The 24,895-nt window shown below is 49.1% G+C and carries 19 protein-coding genes; 15 read left to right on the top strand and 4 right to left on the bottom strand.

The annotated features are described in order from the left end of the window. Nucleotides 1–142: 142 nt before the first annotated feature. Together H6570_17795 and H6570_17790 are read right to left on the bottom strand one after the other, a co-directional pair. Nucleotides 143–3,805 (bottom strand): gliding motility-associated C-terminal domain-containing protein, encoded by a 3,663-nt coding sequence (locus H6570_17795; GenBank protein ID MCB9321142.1) that lies wholly within the window; start codon nt 3,803–3,805, stop codon nt 143–145. 393 nt (nt 3,806–4,198) lie between these two features. Then, nucleotides 4,199–5,188 (bottom strand): ketoacyl-ACP synthase III, encoded by a 990-nt coding sequence (locus H6570_17790; GenBank protein ID MCB9321141.1) that lies wholly within the window; start codon nt 5,186–5,188, stop codon nt 4,199–4,201. A 506-nt stretch (nt 5,189–5,694) separates the two neighbouring features. Between H6570_17790 and H6570_17785 the strand changes: the two genes are divergently transcribed. The 7 genes from H6570_17785 to H6570_17755 all read left to right on the top strand — a co-directional run bounded on the left by H6570_17785 (nt 5,695) and on the right by H6570_17755 (nt 13,059). Next, nucleotides 5,695–6,477, top strand: coding sequence for a thioredoxin family protein (locus H6570_17785; GenBank protein ID MCB9321140.1), 783 nt, complete (start codon nt 5,695–5,697; stop codon nt 6,475–6,477). 228 nt (nt 6,478–6,705) lie between these two features. Beyond that, entirely contained in the window at nt 6,706–7,269 is a 564-nt protein-coding gene (efp, locus tag H6570_17780; GenBank protein MCB9321139.1) for an elongation factor P, read from the top strand. A gap of 7 nt (nt 7,270–7,276) precedes the next feature. Next, on the top strand, nt 7,277–7,789 hold the full coding sequence (accB, locus tag H6570_17775; protein ID MCB9321138.1) for an acetyl-CoA carboxylase biotin carboxyl carrier protein: 513 nt from the start codon (nt 7,277–7,279) through the stop codon (nt 7,787–7,789). A gap of 25 nt (nt 7,790–7,814) precedes the next feature. After that, nucleotides 7,815–9,167, top strand: coding sequence for an acetyl-CoA carboxylase biotin carboxylase subunit (accC, locus tag H6570_17770; protein ID MCB9321137.1), 1,353 nt, complete (start codon nt 7,815–7,817; stop codon nt 9,165–9,167). Between the two features lie 39 nt (nt 9,168–9,206). Then, nucleotides 9,207–11,024, top strand: a complete 1,818-nt coding sequence (locus H6570_17765; protein ID MCB9321136.1) for an ABC transporter ATP-binding protein — start codon at nt 9,207–9,209, stop codon at nt 11,022–11,024. Further along, nucleotides 11,021–12,160: a T9SS type A sorting domain-containing protein gene (locus H6570_17760; GenBank protein MCB9321135.1), complete on the top strand. Its 1,140-nt coding sequence runs from the start codon at nt 11,021–11,023 to the stop codon at nt 12,158–12,160. Before H6570_17765 ends, H6570_17760 begins: the two co-directional genes overlap by 4 nt. Nucleotides 12,161–12,162: 2 nt before the next feature. Then, nucleotides 12,163–13,059, top strand: coding sequence for a pyridoxal-phosphate dependent enzyme (locus H6570_17755; protein ID MCB9321134.1), 897 nt, complete (start codon nt 12,163–12,165; stop codon nt 13,057–13,059). Nucleotides 13,060–13,685: 626 nt separating this feature from the next. Here the strand turns inward: H6570_17755 and H6570_17750 are convergent. Further along, nucleotides 13,686–13,934 (bottom strand): hypothetical protein, encoded by a 249-nt coding sequence (locus H6570_17750; GenBank protein MCB9321133.1) that lies wholly within the window; start codon nt 13,932–13,934, stop codon nt 13,686–13,688. A 233-nt stretch (nt 13,935–14,167) separates the two neighbouring features. Here H6570_17750 and tnpA point away from each other — a divergent pair, with 233 nt between their 5' ends. Beyond that, a complete protein-coding gene (gene tnpA, locus H6570_17745; GenBank protein ID MCB9321132.1) occupies nt 14,168–14,629 on the top strand; it encodes an IS200/IS605 family transposase in 462 nt (153 codons plus the stop codon). Between the two features lie 944 nt (nt 14,630–15,573). After that, on the top strand, nt 15,574–16,641 hold the full coding sequence (locus H6570_17740) for a DUF3500 domain-containing protein (GenBank protein ID MCB9321131.1): 1,068 nt from the start codon (nt 15,574–15,576) through the stop codon (nt 16,639–16,641). Between the two features lie 62 nt (nt 16,642–16,703). Here H6570_17740 and H6570_17735 read toward each other — a convergent pair whose 3' ends face one another. Further along, the gene (locus H6570_17735) at nt 16,704–18,464 is read right to left on the bottom strand and encodes a family 43 glycosylhydrolase (GenBank protein MCB9321130.1); all 1,761 of its coding nucleotides are present in this window, start codon (nt 18,462–18,464) and stop codon (nt 16,704–16,706) included. A gap of 202 nt (nt 18,465–18,666) precedes the next feature. On the opposite strand from H6570_17735, the gene H6570_17730 reads away from it, so the two are divergent. The 6 genes from H6570_17730 (at nt 18,667) to H6570_17705 (ending at nt 24,847) form a co-directional block, all read left to right on the top strand. Then, nucleotides 18,667–20,181, top strand: a complete 1,515-nt coding sequence (locus H6570_17730; protein ID MCB9321129.1) for a M20/M25/M40 family metallo-hydrolase — start codon at nt 18,667–18,669, stop codon at nt 20,179–20,181. After that, entirely contained in the window at nt 20,148–21,248 is a 1,101-nt protein-coding gene (locus H6570_17725; protein ID MCB9321128.1) for a Rieske 2Fe-2S domain-containing protein, read from the top strand. Before H6570_17730 ends, H6570_17725 begins: the two co-directional genes overlap by 34 nt. 150 nt (nt 21,249–21,398) lie before the next feature. Beyond that, nucleotides 21,399–22,028, top strand: coding sequence for a CDP-alcohol phosphatidyltransferase family protein (locus H6570_17720; protein MCB9321127.1), 630 nt, complete (start codon nt 21,399–21,401; stop codon nt 22,026–22,028). 5 nt (nt 22,029–22,033) lie between these two features. Continuing rightward, nucleotides 22,034–23,797 carry a hypothetical protein gene (locus H6570_17715; GenBank protein ID MCB9321126.1) on the top strand — a complete coding sequence of 588 codons (1,764 nt, stop codon included), beginning with the start codon at nt 22,034–22,036 and terminating at the stop codon, nt 23,795–23,797. A 142-nt stretch (nt 23,798–23,939) separates the two neighbouring features. Then, nucleotides 23,940–24,560 (top strand): hypothetical protein, encoded by a 621-nt coding sequence (locus H6570_17710; protein ID MCB9321125.1) that lies wholly within the window; start codon nt 23,940–23,942, stop codon nt 24,558–24,560. Beyond that, the gene (locus tag H6570_17705) at nt 24,557–24,847 is read left to right on the top strand and encodes a transcriptional regulator (GenBank protein ID MCB9321124.1); all 291 of its coding nucleotides are present in this window, start codon (nt 24,557–24,559) and stop codon (nt 24,845–24,847) included. Before H6570_17710 ends, H6570_17705 begins: the two co-directional genes overlap by 4 nt. Nucleotides 24,848–24,895 lie beyond the last annotated feature (48 nt).

Genomic DNA, 24,895 nt, shown 5'->3' with positions numbered 1-24,895 from the left:
CGTCTGTCAGCACCTCGTCTATTAACATTGATACCGACTTACAATTTTTTATGGATCAAAACTCCTGGTGGCCCTAAGTGTCCTTCGTGCCTTGGTGGTAAATGGATCTACCTCTGCTATCTCTGCTACCTTTTTACCCCTTCTACCTTATCAACGTCACATCACCCCGGTATTTGATGCGGGCGCCGTCGCGGAAGGTAACATCGACTACGTAAACATAAACACCTGGATTCATCACACGGTTATTTACGCGGCCATCCCAACCTTCAGTGCCGCCGAAACTCGGTGTCAGGTTCTCGCGGTCGAAGAGGACATTACCCCAGCGGTCGAAGACGCGCATGGAGTTGATGGCGGTGACACCGGTGCCGGTGAACACCTGAAACAGGTCGTTGCGACCATCATCATTTGGCGAAAAGGCATTCGGAATAAATACGTGGCGGATCAGGCGGACGCTGACCGGAATGGAAGCGGTCTGCATGCAGCCGGTGGCGTCGGTTACGATCAGGGTATAGGTGCGATTGGTACTCGGCGCCAACAGGACAGATGAGCAATCCTGGGTGGTACAGTTCAGTTCATCCATCGGGTCCCAGACGTAATCGACAATGGGGAACATGCCGGTAACGACAGGTGTAAGCACGAGGCTGTCTCCAAGATCAATGACAATGTCTCCACCATGATCGATCTGAATCTCCGCCGGCTCTACTAAAACCAGGGTGGTATCCAGGAAACATCCCAGCTTATCGGTGACGCGGATCGAATAAGTGCCGGCACCCAGGCTGGCTCCATTCGTTGTTTCTACCGGAGGCGCACCGTTGACGCTGTACATGTAATTGGTGGGTTCATTACCGCCGGTGACATTGGCAAATTCGACCAGGGTCTTATCGCCAAAACAGGGTATGGAATCGATGGAAGCAAAAGCAAGGGATAACGGAAGCGGGCCGTCCAGGTGATACGACAACATATCCGTACATCCACGGGAATCCGTCACCGTTACCACATAGAGGCCGGTATCCAGTCCGGTGGCTATTTCTGCATCGGTCAGGCCGTTGCTCCAAACGATGGTGCGGTTACCCGGATTACCTCCGGTGATGGTCAGGGCAATGCGGCCGTTATTCTGATCGGCACAGGTCTCGCCGGTCGTAGCCGAGGCGTCAACTCCAACGATCAAAGAATCGGGTTGCTGGATGGTGACAAACAGGCTGTCCCGGCAATCGTTGGCATCGCGTACCAGCGCTTTGTAGCGGCCGGCCGCCACATTGGTCAGGGAAGTTCCGATGGTGGAAGATGCCGGCCACAGCACCGAATAACCGGGTTTGCCACCCTGGATGGCGATGGTAGCGCTACCATTAGCCAGGCCATTGCAGGTGACATCGGTGATCAGTGAATTGGCCAGATCCAGTCGGATCGAGTCCGGGCTGAGAATCTGAAATGAATCCAATTGCCTGCAATTCATTGCATCCGTAATACTTACCCGATGCCATCCCCCGCTTAGATTCATGGGATGATCTGATGTTGAACCATTATCCCATAAATAGTTATAGGCAGGTAATCCATTAGTTACAAAAACACGCACTCCTCCATCCAAGGTTCCCGCACAACTCGTACTATCCGGTTCCGCAAAGGTGAGGATCATAGCTGCCGGCTCACTCAGGACGGTATCCGCCGTATAGACCGGACAGTTGTTGGCATCGGTGACCGATACGGTGTAAGCGCCCGCCGGTATAGCCGGAAGGAGCGGATTATTGGTGCCATTGGGATTGGACCAGGAATACGAATAAGGGCCGGTACCGCCGGTCACCTGAATGCTCAGCGAGCCATTGGACTCGCCGGCGCATGAAGGCTCGGTGGTGATAAAGGAGTGACTCATCATCGGTGGTCCCGCCAGCAAGACACTGTCGGTGCTCATGCAGCCACCGGCATTGACGGTGACCCGATACGTGCCAGGGGTGAGGTTCTGGATGGTATTGGACGTGGCCCCGGTATTCCAGGTCAGGTTATCGATGGTCACTCCCGGCCCGGTGACAACGGCCAAGGCACCGTCATTACCTCCGGGGCAGGATATGTTTTTAGTGGTGTCGATGGTGAAATCGACGCGGTCCCTGGTGACATCAAATGGGCCAAATGTGGATTCACATCCCTTTACATCAGTAACTGTCACACTGTATTGACCTTCATTAAGTCCTGATGCATTCATGGATGTCGAATTATTACTCCATAAGTAATTATAAGGCATCGTTCCACCCTGCATAAAAAGTCGAATCTCACCGTTGCCGGGAGAAGTACAAGATTCTCCTATGATATCTACATGAGTCGTATCCAAGAAGGCTGGTTCAGGCATGTTAAAAACTAAGGAATCCCTGCAACCTGCATCATCAAATGCATAAGCGACATAGGTCCCACCATATAAATTATTGAAAGTGTTACTATTTGTACTAGTTTGACCTAATGGATATTTAATTAAATAACTGATGGAGCCGGTTGGTGTGCCTTTAATTGGTACCAAACCTAGTGTTACTCCTCCATCATCCATACCAAAACAACTGATGGTATCGTAAATAGCAGTAAGCTCAAAATCAATTTTAGCTCCGACATTGATATCAAATGTGTCTTCACATACTCCATCACTTATTCGAATTTTATATAATCCTGGTTCAGCATCCCTAATGGTTATAGACCCCCTCGGATTGGACACTGGAGTACCCCCGATCCATTCAAAGTCATAAAAACCGTTGGTTGAATTTCCACCAGTTCCAGCAACTTGTAAATATCCATCACTTAAGCCTAGACATGTTGCACTATCATTTCTAATTGGGACATATTGAATTGGATCTTTACCAATTGTAGATGAGTGTGAAGCTGTACAACCATTAATGTCGGTCACTGTGACTGAATAGGTTCCAGCAGTTAATCCACTAAGACTTCTTGAATTAATTTCACCTGTAGACCATTCTACCAAAAATTGTGGAGGCGAGCCTCCAAGTATTGTTAGACTCAAACTACCGTTTGAATCTCCAAAACACGTTGGATCATGGCCATCAATTCTTGCTTCTAAATCCCCGCCTGAAGTAGGATTAGGTAAGTCAATGATTTTTATAGAATCTGCACCGGAAGCATCTACTATATGAAAGGTGTAAGTGCCTTGTGGCAACTTACCAATTCTCAATGTATCACCAGGGTTGTTTATGATACCACTACTATCCTTAGGGCCAGTCCAGTTAACATTATAAGGAGGTGTACCTCCAAAGCCAACTACGGTTACAGTTCCTTGCATATTACCCGTGTTATAACATGCCTGAAAAAAAGCATCCAGCGTGCTGGCAGGGGTAACCTGGATGGAACAGCCCTGGACCATTGGTATGATCTCTGTCCCAGCGGGACCATAGGCCAGAAACAGGGGTTCCCCACTCTTGATGAAATCGATGGGATAGGATCCGGGCGCTTTGGCTCGCAGGCAAACCTCAAACAAGACATCGTTATTCTGAAAAGTAGAGCCATTGACGATATCGGGTGCCGTCCAGGCTACTTTCACCCGGCCGAAACTTTGAATGGGATTGACCACCAGCGGTTGATCAAAGTCCGGATGAGGATTATTGATCGATACAAATTCGAATTCCAGTTGGTTGTATGCGATGGTAAATTCCGATGCGACGATGCCATCCACGGCACTGATCGTTACCGGTATACAGATAATATCTCCTACCTGCACGGTGCCACAACCCAACTGCATGTTCACCGTTGGCAATTGTGCTTTAGCCCACAAGCTTAAGAAAAGCACATATACTAATAAGGTGTACCTCCTTCCCATACGTTCCCTGTTCAAAAAAGAATGCAAATTTAGTCGTTCGGATTAGATATCAAACTTCTAGTTCTAATAGCTGCTGTCTAAAATGGGGATCCGATTCCAAGAATCTGAACTAAAAACGACGTGGGGGTGGCGATATTGCCAGTGTGAAATAATTTAATGTGTTAAGGGACGTGTTTACGTATTTACGTGTTGAAGGGTTTATGTGGTGTGTTTTTTTGGTATTGTGGTTTTTTGGTATTGTGGTATTGCGGTTTTGTGGTTTTTTGGTTTTGTGGTTTTTTGCTGGTTTAATGGTGATCCACCGCATACCCCATACCCAACACCTCATACCGCAAACCCCATACCTCTTACCCCGCAACTTCATACCTAATACCTCACACCCTTAACCCAATCTCATTTCCCCCACCTGAGCAATGTAGCCCCCCAGGTAAATCCGCCGCCGAAGGCAGTCAGGATGATGTTATCACCGGGTTTCAGTCTGGATTCGTAGTCCCACAGGCACAGCGGCAGGGTGGCCGCGGTGGTATTGCCGTATTTCTGGATGTTGACCATCACCCGTTCGGCGGGTATGCCCAGCATATTTCCGACCCCGTCGATGATGCGTTTATTCGCCTGATGGGGTACCAGCCAGGTCACATCCTCTGTGGTCAGGTTATTGCGGCGCAGCACTTCCTGTACCGTCTCGGTCATGCCTTTGATGGCCGCCTTGAAGACCGGTTTGCCATCCTGGAAAACGTAGTGTTGCCGCTGGTCCACTGTCTCATGGCTGGCGGGATGCAAAGAACCACCCGCCTGCATATGCAGGTATTCGCGACCGGAACCATCCCCATGGAATACCGAGTCGATGACGCCAAATCCGGAAGTGCCTGGTTCCAGCAATACCGCGCCGGCTCCGTCGCCAAAGATGACACAGGTGGTCCGGTCGGTATAATCGATGATCGAGGACATCATATCGGCACCCACCACCACAACTTTGCGGTAACGTCCGGACTCGATGAAAGAGGCGCCGGTGGAGAGGGCAAAAAGGAATCCTGAACAAGCTGCGTTCAGATCGAATCCCCAGGCTTTGGTGGCGCCGATCTTATCGCAGATGGTATTGGCGGTATCCGGGAAGACCATATCCGCCGTCACGGTGGCGCAAATCAGCAATTCGACCTCCTCCGGACTGGTGCCGGTCTTTTCAAGGAGTTTTAGCACTGCGCGGGTGGCCATGTCCGAGGTGGCTTTGCCCGGTTCTTTCAAGATCCGGCGTTCTTCGATGCCGGTACGGGATTTGATCCACTCATCACTGGTGTCCACCATGGTTTCCAGGAGCGCATTGGACAATACGAAGTCCGGTACATAACCCTGAACTCCGGTGATCACTGCATTAGTTGCTACCATATACGTAACTGCTATAACGAGGGGCAAAGGTAACAAATCTCCAATTGATCCCATGGCAATTCGCTGGCCAAATGGCTGATGATGAAGTCGCATGACAAGTCCGGTCACACGGATCGTTTTTGCCGTGGATGAAAGGTACAGATCTGGCCCGGACGTATAATAGGCCCCTTGCAACCAGCGTTATATGGTTACAACGGGGTTACTCATCCCCGCTACAAAGCTCCCAATTACCCGTTCTTTCAAGGGGCAATATCTTCGTGTGCATGGCTTATGGTTCTCAAATAATTTGCTTATACATTACATTATTTTAACATTTATGTATTATTAAATGTATATCTATTTGATTTTTAATATATTAATAGCAATTCCAACCCATTTCTCCTCATAAAATTTTTAGTTAAAGTTTACATTTTGGCATAAATAGGCACTGTTTTTGTAATGTTTAAAGTATCTGAAAACAAAGCATTACACTTTTAAAAAACTTGTCATATAAAATCTTTTGTGCCATGAAAAAATTGTCGTTAATCATCACCGCCTGCACCTTAATCCTGACGATGGGGCGAGCAGGTACTACTACGGAGGGTCCGGTAGAATTCTATAAAGGAAGCCTCCTCTCCGCTAAGGAAAAAGCGCGTACCGAACAGAAGTATTACTTCATTGAATTCTATGCAGACTGGTGTAAGCCTTGCCAGTGGATGCAGGAAAATACGTTCAGCAATCCAAAGCTGGCCGGCTACATCAACGATGAATACATCGCCCTGCGGGTGAACATCGAAGATTTTGACGGTCATGCCCTGAAACAAAAATATAACGTCGAGTACTTACCGACAGTCATTGTATTTAATTCGGAAGGGGAAGTGCTGGCAAAGCACGAAAAGTCCCTGTCAGCTAGCCAAATGCTGAAGATTCTCAAAGACCATCGTGATAATGCAACTGTAACACCAACCTCACAACCTGCACGACAAGTCGAGAACTCTTCAGCATCTGCTCCCCGTCCGTCTTATGCATCCTACCGCGAATCCGGCAATAGTTCATCTTTCTTTGCCATCCAGGTAGGGGTCTATCAGAATGCCACCAACTTGTTCAAGCAGGTGGAAAAACTGAAAGAAATGTTTAGCGAGCCGGTTCAAGTCATCAATCAGAAAGATCCGCAATCCGACGTCGTAACCTACAAAATCGTCGTAGGTAAATTCACGGACCGCGGTGACGCCGACCAATACCTGACGGTCGTGAAAGGATCCGGGATCAACGGATTCGTCAAAACTGTAAGTCAAAACGAAGTTCAATAAACCAATTAAGCCGATTCTCCGAAAGAGAAAATCTCATCCCAAAACAGATTTTAGGTCCCTGGCTACTGGCAAGGGGCCTTTTTTCTTGTGGTAAACAGCCGTTGGACATAAATTGTACGACGTCAGATCAAGCGCTTTCCGGCCCTGATTGTCCAGTGTCTGAAGTCTGATGTTAAGAATCTAATATCTAGTGCTTATCTTTGCCTCGCTAAAAAATGAACTACGTATATGGCTAACACTTCGGATATCCGTAATGGATTGTGTATCGAGTTGAATGGGGAACTGTATACTATTGTAGAATTTCAACATGTGAAACCCGGAAAAGGCAACGCATTTGTCCGGACCAAGATCAAAAACCTGACGACTGGGAAAGTGTTGGAGAATACTTTCTCTGCCGGGCACCAGATCTTTCCCGTTCGCGTAGAACGCCGTAAATTCCAGTTTCTCTACAAAGACGAACTGGGATACCACTTTATGGATAATGAGACGTACGAACAGGTAGCTGTCCAGGAAGAATTGATCGACTATCCCCGCTTCCTCAAAGAAGGCGGTGAGGTGGAGATCCTCTTTCATGCAGAAAAAGAAATGCCGCTTTCGGTTGAATTGCCCCAACACCTCATCGTAACCATTGCCTACACCGAACCCGGCTTAAAGGGCAATACCGCAACAAATGCCTCCAAGCCGGCAACCACTGAGACCGGGGCGGAGATCCGCGTACCCCTGTTCATCGACCAGGATGAAGAGGTGAAGATCGAAACCGCAACCGGTAATTACATCGAACGAGCTAAATAATTGTCGTATGACAACAAAAGACATACAGGAACTGATCCGGCTGGTAAACCGGTACAATCTTTCGGAATTCAAACTCCGTGACGGTGATTTTGAACTGACATTGCGCTCAGAAAGTTTTTCAAAGTCCAGCAGAAAGGAGGTCGTTCCTTCCATGATACCCATCCAGTCTTCCATCCCTGCCGTCCAGCAAGCACCGGTGACTCCAATGCCAGCCCAACCGGCAAAAGCAGAACCGGCCGCACAGGGAGGCACAGAGGCAGAAGCCTCCAATGCCAATCTGGTTGAAATAAAATCCCCGATGGTAGGGACCTTCTACCGCTCTCCGGCACCGGAGAAACCGGCCTACATCAAAGTAGGAGACTCCATCGACAACGGGCAGGTAGTCTGTATCATTGAGGCCATGAAACTCTTCAATGAGATCGAGTCGGAAGTAAAAGGCAAAGTGGTGAAGATCATGGTCGATGATGCCTCTCCCGTAGAGTATGAGCAAGTACTGTTTCTTGTAGACCCCAATGCCTAGTTCGCAGGGGACAAACCAGGTACACATGTTTAAAAAAATCCTGATAGCGAATCGTGGGGAAATCGCCCTGCGCATCATCCGCACCTGCAAAGAGATGGGTATCAAAACGGTAGCCATTTACTCCACGGTGGATAAAGAAAGCCTTCATGTGCGATTTGCAGACGAAGCTGTATGCATCGGCCCGGCCGTGTCCAGCGAATCCTATCTGAGCATACCGCGCATCATGGCAGCGGTGGAGATCACCAACGCGGACGCAGTCCATCCCGGTTACGGCTTCCTGGCCGAAAACTCGGACTTCGCGGAGATGTGTATCGAATACGGCATCAAGTTTATCGGCCCCACTCCGGAACAGATACGCCTGATGGGTGACAAGATCACCGCCAAAGAAACCATGATCAAAGCCGGTGTTCCCACCGTGCCCGGATCCGGAGGCCTGGTCAAAGATGTTAAATCAGCTCTGAAAACCTGCCAGGAAATCGGATTTCCGGTCATCATCAAAGCCACTGCCGGTGGTGGGGGAAAAGGAATGCGTGTCGTCTGGTCCGAAAAAGAATTTGAGACCCAGATGGAAATGGCCCGCAAGGAAGCCAAGGCCGCTTTTGGCAACGACGGGGTGTACATCGAAAAATACGTTGAAGAACCGCGCCACATCGAATTCCAGATCATCGGCGACCAATACGGGAAGGTAGCCCACCTTTCAGAACGCGACTGCAGCATCCAGCGCCGCCACCAGAAACTGGTCGAAGAGTCTCCTTCGCCATTCATGACGCCTGAGCTCCGCGAGCGTATGGGAAATGCCGCCGTCGCTGCCGGTAAAGCCATCAACTACGAAGGTGTTGGGACCGTCGAATTCCTGGTGGACAAATACGGGGACTTCTATTTTATGGAAATGAATACCCGCATCCAGGTGGAACACCCGGTGACCGAGGAGGTCATTGACTGGGACCTGATCAAAGAACAAATCAAAGTCGCCGCCGGGATTCCCATCTCCGGTAAAAACTACATACCTCAATTGCATGCCATGGAATGCCGGATCAATGCCGAGGATCCTTTCAACGATTTCCGGCCCAGTCCCGGCAAGATCACCGGCTTTCACAGTTCCAAAGGCCATGGCGTTCGTGTAGACACGCATGTCTATGCCGGATATACCGTACCACCCTACTACGACTCCATGATCGCCAAATTGATCTGTAAAGCGCAGACCCGGGAAGAATGCATCACCAAAATGGAACGGGCGCTCGATGAATTTATCATTGAGGGTATCAAGACAACCGTACCATTCCACCAGAAACTGATGAAAAACGAAGATTTCCGTAACGGCAACTTCCATACCCGCTTCCTGGAAAACTTTGATTTCGGTCAGAAAAAAAATCATTAACTCCGGAATGCCTCATTGCTGATTCCGGCGGGAAGCACCATGCAGGAAATAAGAAAATTGTGGACCTATCTGAAGCCCTATTTTGGGCTGGTGCAGCTTAATATTCTGAGCAATGTATTGATGGCTTTTTTTACAGTGGTCAGCATCCCTGCCATCATTCCCTTTCTCCGTGTCCTGTTTAACCTGCAGGAGAGAGTGACCACAAAGCCTGAGCTCTCATTCTCCGCTTCAGCGATACTCGACTATCTCAACTATTCATTCAGCCAGGTCATCGACCGCTATGGTTCCAGCCGGGCACTGGTGTATGCCTGTCTGGGAATTATTGTCATTTTCCTGCTGAAAAATCTGTTTCGTTATCTGTCACTGTTTTTTCTGGCGCCGGTACGCAATGGCGTGGTATTCGATCTGCGCCGGTCGCTCTTCAGCAAACTGATCAGTCTGCCGCTGGGCTTCTTTACCGATGAACGCAAAGGCGATATGCTCACCCGCATGAGCTCCGATATCTCCGAAGTGGAGTTCTCGATCATGTCGATGCTCGAGTCTTTTTTCCGCGAGCCCATCATCATCGCCGGCAGTATCCTCTTTATGTTTTATGTCAGCCCGTCCCTTACCGTTTTCGTGTTCGCGCTGATCCTTTTCACGGGATTCATCATTGGTGGCATATCCCGCGCCCTCAAGAAAAAATCATTACAGGCCCAAAATCTGCTCGGCACCATCATGTCCATCGTGGAGGAATCGCTGGGTGGCCTGCGCATCATCAAAGCCTTCAATGCTGAAAAATTTCAGGAGGATCGCTTTAACCAGGAAAACAACCAGTACCGCCGGTTAATGAACCGCATCTTATGGCGCCGGGATCTGGCCTCACCGCTCAGTGAATTTTTGGGCATTGTGGTCGTGGCCGTGTTGATGTGGTATGGCTCACGTCAGGTCTTCAATCAGACCATTGGCCCGGAGACCTTCATTGCATTCCTGTTTGCATTCTTCAATGTCATCAATCCGGCCAAAGCATTCTCCACGGCGTATTACAATCTGCAGAAAGGTCGTGCCGCCCTGCAGCGCATCGAATATATCCTGCAGACGGATAATACCATTGAAGAAGCCACTCATCCCCACCGGATCAACCAGTTTAACCGGTCGGTACGTTACGATCAGATCTTTTTCAGGTACCACGACCAACAACCGTGGGTACTGGACGATGTCTCATTTACCCTGAACAAAGGCAAAACGATCGCGCTGGTAGGAAGCTCCGGATCAGGCAAATCGACCCTGGCTGATCTGCTTCCCCGCTTTTACGACCTCAATGCCGGAGAAATCTACCTGGATGACATTCCATTGAAAGAATATTCTATTCGTGATCTTCGTTCCTTACTCGGTATTGTATCCCAAGAAGCCATTTTATTTCACGATACCATATACAATAACATTGTATTCGGACAAGAAGGTGTGACACCAGATCAAGTAGAACAAGCAGCACGAATGGCCAATGCCCATGAATTTATCATGGAGACCGAACACGGCTATCAGACCGTCATCGGGGACCGCGGTACGAAACTCAGCGGTGGTCAGCGTCAGCGCATTACCATTGCACGGGCTTTTCTGAGCGATCCGCAGATCCTAATCTTTGACGAAGCCACCTCTGCACTGGATGCGGAGTCCGAGCGGCTGGTCCAGGCGGCAATGGAGACCCTGCTGGAGGACCGGACAGCCATTATTATTGCACACCGGCTGAGTACCATTCAACATGTGGACGAAATTCTGGTTATTAAAAATGGCAAAATTATTGAACGGGGAAACCATCAGGAGTTGAGTAATCAACAGGGAGAATACGTAAAATTCATGCAACTGCAGGCCCTATGAAGAAATGTTACACCCTTTATCTGGTGTTCTGCATCCTGCTAGGTGCTGGCGGCTACAGCCAGGCGCAAGTGATCATCACTTCCAGGGCTGTACCGCAACCGTATGATACCCTTGAATTCCTTACCGATTTACTGCCCGGTACAGGAGGTCTGCAGGAAAGCGGTACGGGACAACGCTGGGACTTCAGCAGCCTCTCTTCTCCCTACATCTACCAGATGATCCTGCGCCATCCCAGTGAAGGCAAAGGATATGGCCGCTTCCGGCGTGCCCAATCCATGGGGGTTTCACCCGACGGATATGAGGTCTATTACAGCTGGACGACCAATGCCATGAACATCATGGGCTATTATGGTTACGACTTTACCGGACTGGGCATCAAGGCCAGCAGCTACTACACCAGGCCCTACCCGGTGATCGAAACACCCCTGGAATACCGAAAATCCATCGACTACTCCACCCAACTGATCATGCCGCTGGGACGGAACCAGGTGCCTCAGTCCATCCTGCGGCAATTGCCCTACACACCGGACTCCATCCGTTTTGTGCAGGATATCCGCCGAACCGACAAGGTTGATGCCGAAGGTTATCTCGACCTGCAGGTGCAGACATATGCCGTATTACGGGTGACCCGCACCGAACAAATCACCAAACGACTGGAAGTACGCAGCCAAACAATACCCTGGCAAAATGTATCGGACCTCTTTAAAGAGCAGCGCTTTATGCAGCCCGATTCAACCAAACGCATTCTCTTCTTATCCAACGAGTCCAAGGTTCCCGTCGCTGAATTTTGGGTTAACCCGGCTTCCAACCGCATTAATAAAGTACAATATGCTTCCTATCCTTATCTGAATAATGTGTCCAGGATCAGCAAATCACTTCCGGATATTTATGCCTATCCCAATCCTACCCTGGGCAAGCTGCGATTTGACTTCATCAATCTTCCCAGAGGATATTATAAACTGAATATCACCAATGTACTGGGTAAACAATACTGGACCCAGACTTACTACCTGGATCAGAATAAATCCATACCGGTTGATCTGACTTTCCTGCCTGAGGGAACCTATTTCTACCGTTTGCTTTCCGAACAAGGGGAAACCATAACCACCAAGAAGTTAATCATCCTTACGCCTTAACCATGGGCGGTATAAGGATCCCCAGCCCCCTTGATCGTATTGCGATTCCGGGATCGAGTACGATTTACATCAAGCGTGACGACCTGATTCATCCGCTATGGGGCGGCAATAAATGGCGCAAGCTCAAATACCATCTGGCTGTCTACAATGCAGGAAATTTCTCCGGAATGATCTCCTACGGAGGCATCCACTCCAATCACCTGTTTGCACTGGGCGCATTATGTCATGAATGGGATATTCCCCTTATCGCATACATCAGAGGCCATGATCCTCTGCCGATGACGCCTACCCTGGACGCATTAACCCGCTGGGGCGTACAGATCAAAACCACGAATACAGACGAATACCGGGTGCAAAAACGCCTGGTCGGCATCAGGGATGGATGGATGATCATCCCGGAAGGAGGAACCGATGAGCTGGCTTTAAATGGCGTCGGGGAGCTCGCGGAAGAGATTATGGAACAATTGCCTGGGACGACTCATATTATGGTTCCAGTCGGAAGTGGAGGCACCATCGCCGGCCTGGTCATGAGGCTACCGGAGCGGGTCCGGATCATCGGTGTGGTGCCCATGAAGGCAGCGGCCATGAGAGAAGATCTGATCGGTCGTTTTCCCCGGTTGGCTGAACGGTCAACATGGCAACTGAACCATGATTATCATTTTGGTGGTTTTGGGAAATACCATCCGGAAATCATCCGAATCATGAAGTTGTGGGTAGCGCAATATCAGGCCCCTCTGGACCCGGTGTATACTGCAAAAATGGCTTTGGCCCTGGAAGACCTGGTACAAGGTGGCTTTTTCCCTGAGGATTCCAGGATTGTCCTGATCCATACCGGTGGCCTTCAGGGCATCGAAGGATATCTAAATGCATACCGGAAGCAAATTACCTTGATCTCGTGATAATAACCTTTTTGCGAGGGAAATGTGCCGTGCCTACAGCACTCCGTGTTTGTTGTTTCATTATTTCGGCGGATTAAAATCCGCCGCTACAAGATGTGTCGAGCCTCCGGCTCTGATCTTTCGTGGGAACAGATGTTCATATTATTCACCCTATAAGTTGATTGTCTTCATCGCAACACCTTAATCCAACTTGTAGCTTACTTAGTATAGAAATCCGAGTCAGCCCTTTGAGTGGCGTAGCCACGGAAACATTTTGTTGCCCTGGATTTTAATCCAGGGGCTGCAGCCTTCCTAAGCTTGAGATCCAGCGGATCGGCACATAACCGGTGAACCAAAAACCGCCGCTACAAGATGTGTCGAGCCTCCGGCTCTTGCCCATCTCAGGATTGAAATTGCAATAATTCACAATGCTAATTCGAGTGGCATAGTCACGGAAATATTTTGTTGCCCTGGATTTTAATATGCTGAGCATAAAAGAAATCTGCCGTGCCTACAGCACTCCGTCTTCGGTGTTTCATTATTTCAGCGGATTGAAATCCGCCGCTACAAGATGTGTCGAGCCTCTGGCTCTTTCTATTCAGGTCCTCGAGTGGCGTAGCCACGGAAACATTTTGTTGCCCTGGATTTTAATCCAGGGGCTGCAGCCTTCCTAAGCTTGAGATCCAGCGGATCGGCACATAACCGGTGAACCAAAAACCGCCGCTACAAGATGTGTCGAGCCTCCGGCTCTTGCCCATCTCAGGATTGAAATTGCAATAATTCACGATGCTAATTCGAGTGGCGTAGCCACGGATCATTTTATTGACCTGGATTTTAATATGCTGAGCATAAAAGAAATCTGCCGTGCCTACAGCACTCCGTCTTCGGTGTTTCATTATTTCAGCGGATTGAAATCCGCCGCTACAAGATGTGTCGAGCCTCTGGCTCTTTCTCTTCAGGTCCTCGAGTGGCGTAGCCACGGATCATTTAGTTGCCCTGGATTTTAATCCAGGGACAGCAGGCTTCCTAAGCTTGAGATCCAGCGGATCGGCACATCTGTTAATAAATATTCCCGATAATTAATTATATTAGTAAGCAACATTTATCAACCCATAAGCAATCGAATATCATGGCTAATACTTACCACCAAATTTACTTGCAAGTTGTATTTGCGGTAAAATACAGAGCTGCAATTATTGACCCGACATGGAGAAGCCAGTTATTCGCTGTAATAGGTAATTTAATCAATGAATGTGGTTGCAGAAATATAATTGTTAATGGTGTTGAGGATCATGTGCATTGTTTTTTATCATTGAAGCCATCAATTTCAATAGCTGAACTTATGAAATCAGTGAAGGCCAAATCATCAAAATTTATTAATGATCAGTCATTGACAAAGCATCGCTTCAATTGGCAAAATGGTTATGGAGTATTTTCATATGGGAAATCTCAAATAGATGATGTTATTAAATATATTAAAAGACAGGAGGAGCATCATCGCAATTTTACTTTCAGGGAGGAGTATATAGACTTGCTTGAAAAATTCAATATTAATTTCGATGATCAATATCTATTTAAAGACTTAGAATAAACAAATATCCTGGAATTTTTTTAGCGGATTAATATCCGCCGTTACAAGAAGTGTCGAGACTCCGGCTCTTTCTCTTCAGGTCCTCGAGTGGCGTAGTCACGGATCAAATTTTTGCCCTGGATTTTAATACGCTGAGCATAAAAGAAATGTGCCGTGCCTACAGCACTCCGTCTTCGTTGTTACATTTTTTCAGCGGATTAAAATCCGCCGCTACAAGATGTGTCGAGCCTCCGGCTCTTTCTCTTCTCAGGTCCTCGAGTGGCGTAGCCACGGATCATTTTGTTGCCCTGGATTTTAATCCAGGGGCTGCAGCCTTCCTAAGCTTGAGATCCATAGGATCGGCACATAACCGGTGAAACAAAAACCGCCGCTACAAGATGTGTCGAGCCTCCGGCTCTGATCTTTCGTGGGAACTGATGTTCACATTATTCACCCTATAAGTCGATTTTCTTTATCGCAACACCTTAATCCAACTTGTAGCTTACTTAGTATAGAAATCCGAGTCAGCCCTTTGAGTGGCGTAGCCACGGTTCATTTTTATTGACCTGGATTTTAATATGCTGAGCATAAAAGAAATCTGCCATGCCTACAGCACTCCGTCTTCGGTGTTTCATTATTTCAGCGGATTGAAATCCGCCGCTACAAGATGTATCGAGCCTCCGGCTCTTTCTCTTCTCAGGATTGAAATTGCAATAATTCTCGATGCTAATTCGAGTGGCGTAGCCACGGTTCATTTTGTTGCCATGGATTTTAATCCAGGGACAGCAACCTTCCTAAGCTTGAGATCCATAGGATCGGCACATAACCGGCGAACCAAAATCCACCGCTACAAGATGTATCGAGCCTCCGGCTCTTTTCTTATACTGAAATCCGCTTGGGAACTCATTCTGTCGATCGGAGAATATGATTATATTCAAATAATAAATCAAAACACCAAAAAACCAATGAAATCAACCTGTACCTGGCTGGTTTGCCTATTCACAAGTATTTCCCTGCTGAATGGACAGACCGTGGAAGATTTGCAATCTGCTTCGGTGGCATTCAGAACTTCCCTGACTGAAGATCAGGTTGCGGCCATCCAGTTTCACTTCACCGATACCCAACGGGTTAAATGGACCAATCTACCGGTAGGATTGGCACCACGCCCCGGCTTGCAGTACGGAACGCTATCCGAAGAAAGCAAGATCCTGTTGCATAGACTGCTCACAACACTCTTAAGTTCCCAGGGATATCTCAAAATCACCAGCATCATGCGACTGGATGACATCCTTAACCAGGTTTACGATGAAGCCATTAAAAGAAATCTGGTACCCGCATCTGAAATTGAAGCAATCCAAGGACTGAACTGGGGGTTTGACAATTATTACCTCGCATTTTGGGGTGACCCCACAACTGAAACGGTTTGGGGTTTTAAACTGGAAGGACATCACATATCCGTTAATCTTTCCGTAGTCGGTGATTTCTATTCGGTTACGCCTCTCTTCCTCGGCACCGATCCGGCGGAGGTAGAAATAACCACCTATGCAGGCTTGCGGGTATTGAGCAAGGAAGAAGATTACGGTTTTGACCTGATCCATTCGCTAACCGCCGAACAACAAGCGATGGCCACCATCAGCATGGACACCCCACAAGACATCATCACCAATCCCGATGCCCCTCAACGATTGACGACCTACCAGGGGATTAAAGGAAGTGAACTGACGCCTGTGCAACGTGCCTTACTGGAGGACCTGATCGGAGAATACGTCCATAACCTGGAGCACATGAAAGCCCATTTCTATCTTGATCTTTTGCAAAAATCCGGCGTTGATAACATCTATTTTGCCTGGGTTGGCAGCTATGAGGTGCAAAAGCCGCACTATTATGTCATCCATAGTCCGGATTTTATCATCGAATTTGATAATGTGGGATTTCAAAACAATGCCAATCACATCCACTCAATCTGGCGGGAAAAAGGCAATGACTTCGGGGAGGACCTGCTCCGGAAGCATTATGCTGAACACAAGCATTAACGCCAAGAATGGGAACAGAGCGCCTTCAACCCTCAGCCATCACCCTTCAAAATTTCCTCAGCTTATTCGACCTTAATAACCGGCGAGCGCGGTCCGATACCGCTTTCATTAAAAGGTTCAATAGCAAAATAATAGGTCCGGTCACGGTCCATGGCGGTGAAGTAATATTCGTTCTTACCGTAAATCATCACTGAGTTGTACAATTTATCGGGTGCAATGCCGGAATAGATCACATAGCCCTGGGCATCATCCATCCATTGCCACTTCAGCCAGGCGTTGCGGCGCTCGGAATCACCACGCAAAACAATAAAATGCTTTACCGGGTCTGGTACTGCTCCGGGCGCCTTCCCGAATGCCCGCAGACCGCTGATGGCGAATTTACCGTCCGGAACGTGCAAATTGGACAATCTTAAATAACGGGCCTGGACAGGAACCGGCAGTTCAATGTAATCGTGTGGCACATCCGTATGGTTTTCGGATTTATCCGCCAGGATCTCCCAGTGATTTCCATCGACAGAATACGAAAGCACATATTGGTGGTAAATGGTGTCTTGTTTACCCAGAAAGGGAACATCCTGGTCCGCATAATTGATCTGTACCGCCTGCACGGAACACACTTTTCCCAAATCCGACTCAATCCACTCGCCAGGTGCTCCGGATACGGCGCTCCAGTAGGTCTTCATGTCCTCATCGACGGCATAATTCGGATAATACCCGCCCAGGGTAGAGGAGACCCGTACCGGCTTGCCATAATTCAATAACATCCAGCCGGTAAACTGCCCCTTCAGATGATCATCCATACGCTGCGGCAGGTAGTAGGGATAGTCTCCATAAGCTGTGTTGCAATACAGTATGCCGTCCTGATCAAATCCGGCAGGCCATAAACCTAACCTACGTTCAAAATTGTTGCGCACACCCAGAATGATGGTACTGATGTGCCAGTATTGGCCGTAAGCATCCTGAAAGGTCGCACCATGGCCGGCGCCACGGGTGAACCCTCCGGGATTTGCAGCGAACGGATTGTGGTCCTGGTAGGTAAAAGGACCCAAAGGATGATCACCGATGTAGACACCATCGCCGTAGCCGCTGAACTCGGTCCCCGGGGCGGCATATTGCAGGTAATACTTGCCCTCATGCTTGTTCATCCAGGCGCCTTCCATAAATGGCCGCAGGAAGGTGTTGTCTGCATACTCGCCAAACCGCTCCCATCCGTGGATGCTGTCCTGCAGGCGGATGAGTTCCACCCGCTCACCTATGGGCTTGAAGGTATGTCGGTCTATTTCCTGACCATACATGGGATAAAAATTACTGCTTCCCCAATAGATGTAGACCCGGCCATCATCATCGGCGAAAAATCCGGGATCCCAGGCTCCTGCATCAAAAGAATCCACCACTTCATGCCAGTCATCCACGGTGGGATTGGTACTCATCCACAGTGGGAAATTCTTGGCGTGGGTGGATCCTATGACCAGCAGCGTATCCCCCAATACCAGCGTGCCAGGTGCACAAAGTTCGTCGTAGACGTGATGCCACGGCTTAAGAAAGCGGCGGGGGATGAAGTTCCAGTGGTACAGATCGTCACTCCACCAATAACCCCATTGATTGGTGGAAAACAAAAAGTACTTCCCCTCAAACCGGGTAATGACCGGATCCGCGGTAGCCCGGTGGTGCCCCTGCTCGCTGAAATTTGGTATCGGCGTGTATCCGTAATCCAGGTTCATTGGATTGCAGTACGTGCGCTGCTGTGCGTCAAGAAATGAATTGGCCAGTATCATCAAGATAAGAAACACCAATCCGGACTGATAGCTATTGCGATGCATCATAAGGACTAAGTTAAAAGCCATTTTAGTGGGATGTATGGGTTTCATGCCAGTATTTCAAGCCATAGCACTCTTTTAGACAGGAATATACCGGATGTTCATCTTTACCAATCCTTTCTCCTGTAAGGCTGACCAACATCACCGGACGGGTAAGGTGCCCAAGTCCTGATCGATTTTGTATCTTGGATGGCAAAATTTTCTCTTAATGAAGATCCGAATATTGACCTTTTCATTGCTTTGGATGACGTCCCTGGCGGCTCAGCCACTGTCCACCAAACAAATCGCGACTCTGGCTGATCAGCAGCTCCATCCTGCCCTTCAGACCCTCGTCGAATACCTTTCCATTCCCAACGTGGCCAATGTGCCCGGGCAGATGGAAGCCAACATCCTGTGGATGCAGAAAGCATGTGAAATGCGCGGCTTTACCGTAAAGCGCCTACCCAATGCCGGTCATGACCTGGTTTTCGCATCGCTGGTAAACGACCCGAAATTACCCACCCTATTGGTCTATTGGCACATCGACGGTCAGCCGGTTGACCCCAGCAAATGGAACCAGTCCGACCCATTTACCCCAACCTTAAAAAAGCCAACGATCGATGGCTGGGAGACGATGGACATTGGTCAACTCAATCAGGACATCGACCCGGAATGGCGGATATTCGGACGTTCATCCTCTGATGATAAGAGTCCTGGCATCATGTTCTTTTATGCCATGGACGCCTTGAAGAAATCCGGAACGCCCATACCTTTCAATATTAAGATCATCATGGATCCCGAGGAAGAAATGGGATCTCCCCACCTGGCTGCAGCTGTGAGCCAGTACCGGGATCAACTTGCTGCCGACCGCCTGATCATCCTGGATGGTCCGGTTCACCCGAGTGGCAAACCGACCCTGTCCTTTGGCGCGCGGGGCATCGCTACGCTGGATATAACCACCTATGGCCCCAAAATGTCCCTGCACTCCGGGCACTATGGAAATTATGCACCCAATCCGGCCCTCGAACTGGCCCAATTGCTGGCTTCCATGAAGGACAAAGAAGGGCGGGTTATCATTCCCGGGTATTACGACGGTGTCGTGATCACCGATGCCGTACGAAAAGACCTGGAAGCCACGCCGGATGATGCAGCTGAAATAGGTCACATGCTGGGATTCTCCCATCCGGATAAAGTCGGAAACACACTCCAGGAGGCCCTGCAATATCCTTCCCTGAATATTGTCGGAATGTCTTGCGGCTGGGTCGGAAATCAGGCAAGGACCATCGTACCGTCTGAAGCCACCGCAAATCTTGACATGAGGCTGGTCAAAGAAAGTGACCCGGAACGGTTGATCGGACTGGTCCGGCAGTGGATCATAGACCAGGGATACCACATCTGCGACGGCCCGCCCACCGACGAAGACCGTGCACAATATGGCAAACTGGTTTCCTTCTCCAGTGAGATTTCATACAATGCATTCCGCACCGACCTGGGCACACCCATCGATCTGTGGCTTACTGCCGCGCTAACCCAGGCCCACGGAGAAAAACCGGTACGCATCCGGACCGGAGGCGGGTCGGTGCCCATATCACCATTCGTGGAGACCCTGAAGATCCCGGCAGTGCTGGTGCCCCTGGTCAACGGAGACAACAATCAGCACAGCCCAAATGAAAACCTGCGTCTGGGGAATTTCCTGGACGGGATCAAATCATGTATCGCTATCCTACAACAACCATGGGAATGATCACCAGCATCGCACCAGATATCCGGGAAGCCAAAACCCTTCCTGCTTCCATTTATTCCGACCAGGTTTTGTTTGAAACCATGCGAAAAAACCTCTTTCGCAACACCTGGCAATGGCTGGGAGATAACCTCCGATTCCAATCCGGTTATACGCAGGTCCCGGAACAGCTCCTACCCGGCTACCTGGACATTCCCCTGATCATGACGCAACGTGAGGGCAGGCTACAGGTCCTGTCGAATGTCTGTACCCATCGCGCGAGCCTCCTGGTTGACGAACCAAGGACCGGCCCTCTGATCAAATGCCCGTACCACGGCAGGTGTTTTGGCCTGGATGGGAAATACCGCTCGATGCCGGAATTTGAACAAACCGCCGATTTCCCCAGCGATAAAGATCACCTCCGTCCGTTACCTTCCGGTACCGTAGGCCCGCTGGTTTTCACCTCAATGAATCCCCGTGATCCTTTTGAGGCCGTATTTCAGGATATGGCACAGTGGATGGATTTTTACCCCTGGGATCAATTGTACCATTACGATCACACCGTGTATACCGTACATGCCCACTGGGCCTTGTATTGCGATAATTACCTGGAGGGATTTCATGTGCCTTACGTCCACCCGGGATTGAATGCCAACCTGGACATGCCATCCTATGAAACCAGGTTATTCCCCCACAGCAATCTGCAGATCGGCATTGCCGGGCCGGATCAGCCTCATTTATCGATCCCGGCTTCCCATGCATTTGGAGACAAGCAGGTCTACGCCTTTTATTGGTGGGTCTTTCCCAACATGATGTTCAATTTTTATCCATGGGGACTGTCCATGAATGTGGTGACTCCCGAGACGCCAACACTGACGCGGATCCATTACCACACCTACCTGATGAAAGATGCCGATCCGGAGGCGTTTCACCGTACCGGAATCCACCAGACCGAGCTGGAGGATGAAGCCATCGTGGAGAAAGTCCAGCAAGGTATCAACAGCGGCCTTTACGAATACGGCAGGTTTTCGGCAACTCAGGAGAAAGGAGTGCATCACTTTCATCAATTGCTGTCGCAATGGATAAAATAAACAATCTGAACCTGAAGTTAGACTTTTCACTCATAGCTTAACCAGCAGACAACCGGGATTAGCCTGATTAAATCATAAACCATTTCAACAGACTTACACATTAACCCTACAGAATCCATCAATCATTGGGTCCGTCGTCATGCCTGGATGATGCTGGCCGGAACAACACTCTTCGCCTGGAGTGGAAAAGTATGGCCGGTCGTGACATTAGGAATTGTCAGTTTTTTGGATCTCATTATCAGGAATCCGGATGCGTTCTGGATAGACAGCCGGTGGGGGACTTCACGCGCCAATTGGGTCACGCTTTTGCGTCACGACGGACTGGCGGTCCTCCTGCTTTTTGGCTCATCCTGGCATCCCTGGCTTCAGGGGGGGTTCCTGACGATCCTGGCATTACTCGATATTCTGGATGGCTACTGGGCCCGGATCGACCATAAATCTTCCCTGCTCGGCGGCTATCTGGACAAAGAAACGGATGGATTGTTTATGTTGTATTCCGGTATGTTATTGGTTAATACACAGCTATTACCTCCCTGGATCCTGGCCGTAGGTTTACTGCGTTATTTGTATGTTCTCCTGGCATTGCCCTGGCTCCAAGACCGGTCCAGGCCGGAGCGCAGGGATCCGGTCGGCCGTACCATCGCCGTGGTGCTGATGATCGGGATGATCAGTCCGTTCTATATGGCATTTAGCTGGTACCGCGGGGTGATGGCGGGTGTCGTAGCCCTGGCTATTTTTTCGTTTGTCCGTTCCATAATTCGGAGTCTGGCATCAGCTTGAGGGGAATGAAACAAAAGTATTCACCGTGGATTTCATTGGGGATTGTGTGGTTAACCGGAATCGTGTTAAGCTGTTTGTTATGGCTTCCGGATTATCTGGTGAATTATTCCCATGCCACGTTTTGGCCCTCATCCTCCCTGCCCCCAGCCTCCATCATGGGAGAGATCAAACAATATTTCGTCCGGGACAATCCTGACGTGTTCCGGATTCTGGGAGAATTTATCGTGCTGTGGGCTGCTCTGCTGCTCATACCTCTTCCAGGGAAAATCAGATACCTGGCCTGGATACCAGCCATCCTGTATCTCTTGACCTGGATTTATCAGGCGTATTATGCGATCTCGATCAATCTTTACTTTGAGCATCCCAATCTGATCAATGATCTGTCACTGATCCGGGAGGTAGTTCCCGTTTTTTTAGGTCAGGTTGGATTGGCCACCTGGGGCAATATGATCGGATTTGTACTAGGACTGGTCCTGCTTGCCGCTCTCTTCTATGCAGGGTTCCGCCTCTGGATAAACCAAATGAACCGTTTAAAACCGGGGTCTCGTATCCTGGTAGCCTCCTCCCTCCTTGTGGGTCTGCTATTCATGAGCCTGGGGGTCGATCACTACGATAACAGCTCTCTGATCAAAGCCGGGTATCGCAGCCTGCAGTGGATCACTCCAAAAATTGCCCGTAGCCTGCAGCCGGTGGATAGTCTGCAGATCCCGGAAAAAGCCGTTTCCAGGGTACACGCGTACAATAATATCCGTTTATCCCATCCCCCGAACATCTATTTGCTTTTTGTGGAAAGTTACGGGGCAACCACCAAATGCATGGACCGCGTGAAACCACTGTACACCGCTCTGATGCAACAATACGGTCAAATTTATGCAGATTCCGGATATACCGTCTATTCCTCCTACAGTGAAGCGCCCATCATGGGAGGCCGCTCCTGGCTATCCTTTACAACCGCACTGACCGGATTACATATTGATAATCACCTGACTTTCAATAAACTGCTTAAGTCGGGATACAATTACCCGCATCTGGTACGCTATCTCGAACATGAGGGCTATGAAACCTACCGCATCAAGACCATGGCCAATCAAAATGCTTCCACTGACCTGTCCTATTCACTGGCAGACCGGTTTTATGCCTTCGATCACTGGGTAAAGTACAGAGACATTCCTTATAAGGGCTATCAGTACGATTATTTTGGCGGTATGCCGGATCAATATGCCCTGAATTATTTTGACAAAAATTTCCTGGACAAAAGCCACCAGCCTTACCTGGTCTTTGGCATCAATATGACCACCCACGGCCCCTGGCATCATGTCCCTCCGGTACTGGAACAATGGGAAGCGCTGGATACCATCCAAACCGACCCTACCGGCACGGACCGCAGCCTGGATTTCGAACATGAGTCGATACGTTATTTCGAAAGTGTTCGCTACGCCATCGAAGTATTTACACGGTTCATTATGCAAACTGTTCCGGACCATAGCCTGGTCATTTTAGTTGGTGACCACCAACCTCCGGGTATGAATTACCCCTGTGTCGGAAAAGTTACCGAGGCGGCTGTTCCCATCCACATTATCAGCAAGGATCAGGCACTGGTGGAGGGCTTTGGCGCTTATGGATTCATCCCCGGTATGGACGTACCCCTGGAACACGATGTATCCATGAAACACGAAGGCCTGTACAGCATGCTGGTCCGTGAGCTGATCCGCAATTATGGTCCGGATGATGCAAAATTGCCCGACTACTTACCTGATGGAGTACAATAACTCGTCGCAAGGTCCGTAAATCAGGGATTTCCTGATCTTATGATTACTCGCCGGCTTAAAAATTTTACACCTTCAAAGTACATTATTCCATTTGGGACTCAAAATAATTGTAATTTCACTTTTAAATACAAAGTACTTTCTAATGGAAGATCAAATCCGGTACCGCGAGGATCTGAAAGCGATCAGAGAGATCATGCAGCGATCGACGCGGTTCATATCATTGAGCGGCTTGTCGGGTATTACTGCCGGCATCATTGGACTGTTGGCCGCTTACCTGGCAGGAAGGATCGAACCGTTGCTGCTGATGCCCGGAGAGCAGGCGGCAGGAACTTCGTCAACAGACCAGTTGACCCAGTTGATCGCACTCGGCGTCATCACCTTATTACTGGCGGTGGCAGGAGCCCTGTTGTTCACATTGCGCAGCGCCCGCAAGAACAAAGAATCGATCTGGAATATCCACTTTCGTCAGCTTCTGATCCAGTTGGCCATTCCCTTGTTCTCCGGAGGTATCTTAAGCCTGTTCTTTGCTTTCAACGGACTGATGTACCTGGTGCCTTCCACGATGCTGATCTTCTATGGACTGGCATTGGTCGGCGCCAGTAAATATACCCTGCGGGATATCTTCGGCCTTGGCGTAATGGAAATCATCCTGGGCCTGACAGGTCTGTTTTTTCCAGGTTATGGATTGTGGATCTGGGCTTGCGGTTTTGGCTTGTTTCACATCATCTATGGGGTTCGGATGTATATAAATTACGGATCGTGAAAGAGATACTGAAAGACCTCGACAAAGCATTTGAAAATAAAATACGCCTGGCCCTGATGTCGGCCCTGGTGGTCAACGATTACCTTGATTTCAATACCCTGAAAGAACTACTGGATGTCACCGATGGCAACCTCGCATCGCATCTGCGTTATCTGGAAAATCAACGATACATCTCCTTCACCAAAACATTTCTGGACCGCAAACCCAATACCCGGTACCAGGCCACCGATGAGGGTAAAATGGCTTTCGAAAGACATATCCGTGCCATCGAAAAGCTGTTGGAATAAATTTTTTTGACCATCCACTTTGTAATTCAAAGTACTTCAAAACATTTA

It is taken from the genome of Lewinellaceae bacterium (assembly GCA_020636135.1).
Lineage (GTDB): Bacteria > Bacteroidota > Bacteroidia > Chitinophagales > Saprospiraceae > JAGQXC01.
This window is presented reverse-complemented; position numbering and strand designations above follow the sequence as displayed.